We start from the raw sequence: 2,299 nt of genomic DNA, 5'->3' as shown, positions 1-2,299 counted from the left end.
CACGGCGAGGGCGCGGCCCACCAACGCGGCGTCGGACGGCGTGGGCTGCACCCGGCGATTATCCGACGAGCTTCGCCAGCTCCTCACCGAACCCGCAGCGCCGCCCGATCGTGGCCAGCTGCTCGTCCGGGTACAGCTCGAACTCGGTCGCCAGCACGCCCAGCTCGTCCGCGGACAGCCCGAGGTCGGCCAGGATCGCGAGGTCGCCCTCGGGCCACGGGTCGTCGTCGAGTGCGTCCTCGTCCGGCGGGAGCTCCACGCGCAGCAGGTCGAGCACGTCCGCGGCCACGTCATAGTCCAGGGCCGCCGCCGCGTCGGACATCATCAGCGCGACCCCGCCGGGGGTCGGCCGGAGCAGCACGAAGAACTCGTCGTCCACGTCGAGCAGGCCCACGACCGCGCCGGTGGAGCGCAGCCCCCGCAGCTCGGTGATGGCGGCGTCCAGGTCGACGAGTGCCTCCGGGTCCAGCCGGACACACCGCCACCGCCCGTCCTCACGGATCGCGGCGACCGCGAACCCGGGCAGGGACGTGCCCCTCACCTCGGCGGGGGCCTCCACGCTCTGCACAGGCATGGACACACGGTAGGCCGGTTTCCACTGTGGTACAAACCACAATTCGGGTGTTTGTCGCCACGGTGACAGGATCGGGGGATGCGCGACCTGCGTTCCGGTGCGACGAGCGCCCCCGCCGCCCTGCTCGGGGCCGCCCGAGCGCTGCAGCCACGCACCGTCGCGCTCCGCAGGCTGCTCCATCGGCACCCCGAGGTCGGCCTCCGGCTGCCGCACACGCGAGACGCCGTACTGGCCGAGCTGGCGGACCTCCCGTTGCGGATCCACCTGGGTCGAGACGTCACGTCCGTCGTCGCGGTGCTCGACGGGGGCCGCCCCGGCCGGACCACCCTGCTGCGCGCGGACATGGACGCCCTGCCCCTGCAGGAGGAGTCCGGGACGGACTTCGGCTCCGCGACCCCCGGCACGATGCACGCGTGCGGTCACGACCTGCACGTCGCGATGCTCGCCTCCGCCGCCCGACTGCTCTGCGAACGCCGGGCCGAGCTGCCCGGGCGGGTGGTCCTGATGTTCCAGCCCGGCGAGGAGGGCCACCACGGCGCCCGGCACATGATCGACGAGGGTCTGCTGGACCGGCACGGCCCCGGCGGACGGCCGGACGAGGCGTTCGCGCTGCACGTCAGCGCCACGATGCAGTCCGGCGAGCTGCACACCCGACCGGGCCCGATCATGGCGGCCGCGGACGTCCTGCGGGTCACCGTGACCGGGCGGGGCGGGCACGCCTCGGCGCCGCACCACGCCGTGGACCCCGTCCCGGCGGCCGCGGCGATGGTCGGCGCACTGCAGACGATGATCACCCGGCGGGTCGACACCCACGACCCCACCGTGCTGACCGTCAGCCGGATCACCGCCGGGACCACGGACAACGTCATCCCCGAGACGGCCGAGCTGGTCGGCACCCTGCGCACGATGTCGGAGCCGGTCCGGCGCGCCGTCCGGACCGAGATCGAGCGGGTCTGCACGCACACCGCCCTGGCTCACGGCTGCACGGCCGTCGTGGAGGTCGAGCGCGGCTACCCCGTCACCGTGAACGACCCGGCGGCCACGGCCCGGCTCGCGGACGTGGGGCGACGACTCCTCGGGGACACCCGGGTGTGCACCATGCCGACGCCGATCATGGGCGCCGAGGACTTCGCCTACGTCCTGGAGAAGGTCCCCGGCGCGCTCGCCTTCCTCGGCGCCTGCCCGCCCGGGACCGCCCCGCACGAGGCCGCGCCGAACCACTCCAACCGCGTGCGGTTCGACGAGTCCGCGATGCCGGCCGGGGTGGCCCTCTACGCCGCGCTGGGGATGAGGTGAGATCAGGGGCGTGACGAGCCTGCGCGATCTCTCCCTGGCCCTCCGCTCCGGGGAGCTGTCCCCCGTCGAGCACGTCCGGGACACGCTGGACAGGCTCGCCGCGGACCCGTTGAACGCCGTCGTGGCGCTCGACGAGGGCGCGCTCGCCGTCGCCGAGGAGCGGGCCGCGGAGCTGGCCCGGCACGAGTGGCGCGGGCCGCTGCACGGGGTCGCCGTGGGGGTGAAGGACCTGTTCGACGTCGTCGGGCTGCCCACCCGCGCGGGCTCGGACGTCCTGCCGGGCACGCCTGCGGCGAGCGAGGGCCCCGTGGTCACCAGGCTGCGCGAGGCGGGCGCGGTGATCGTCGCCAAGCTCGCCACGCACGAGTTCGCCTACGGCCCCACCGGCGACGTCTCGGCGACCGGCCCGGTGCACAACCCGCACGACCC

The 2,299-nt window shown here is 74.7% G+C and carries 3 protein-coding genes; 2 read left to right on the top strand and 1 reads right to left on the bottom strand.

Annotation, left to right across the window (positions count from 1 at the left end; all coding sequences use genetic code 11):
* Window positions 1–58: 58 nt before the first annotated feature.
* Window positions 59–574 (bottom strand): tRNA adenosine deaminase-associated protein, encoded by a 516-nt coding sequence (locus tag H5J29_RS29645; protein ID WP_181784270.1) that lies wholly within the window; start codon window positions 572–574, stop codon window positions 59–61.
* Window positions 575–652: 78 nt separating this feature from the next.
* On the opposite strand from H5J29_RS29645, the gene H5J29_RS29640 reads away from it, so the two are divergent.
* Together H5J29_RS29640 and H5J29_RS29635 are read left to right on the top strand one after the other, a co-directional pair.
* On the top strand, window positions 653–1,870 hold the full coding sequence (locus tag H5J29_RS29640; protein WP_181784269.1) for a M20 metallopeptidase family protein: 1,218 nt from the start codon (window positions 653–655) through the stop codon (window positions 1,868–1,870).
* A 10-nt stretch (window positions 1,871–1,880) separates the two neighbouring features.
* The coding region (locus H5J29_RS29635; RefSeq protein ID WP_312858470.1) for an amidase family protein at window positions 1,881–2,299 on the top strand (419 nt) is incomplete at its 3' end.

It is taken from the genome of Pseudonocardia pini (genome assembly GCF_013870575.1).
In the GTDB taxonomy this organism is placed as follows: domain Bacteria; phylum Actinomycetota; class Actinomycetes; order Mycobacteriales; family Pseudonocardiaceae; genus Pseudonocardia; species Pseudonocardia pini.
Note: the sequence above shows the minus strand (reverse complement) of the source record. Positions and strands in the feature narration are given on the sequence as shown.

Coding starts and splice junctions, on each gene's coding strand:
- H5J29_RS29645 (WP_181784270.1), bottom strand. CDS start 574: ATGCCTGTGCAGAGCGTGGAGGCCCCCGCCGAGGTGAGGGGCACGTCC.
- H5J29_RS29640 (WP_181784269.1), top strand. CDS start 653: ATGCGCGACCTGCGTTCCGGTGCGACGAGCGCCCCCGCCGCCCTGCTC.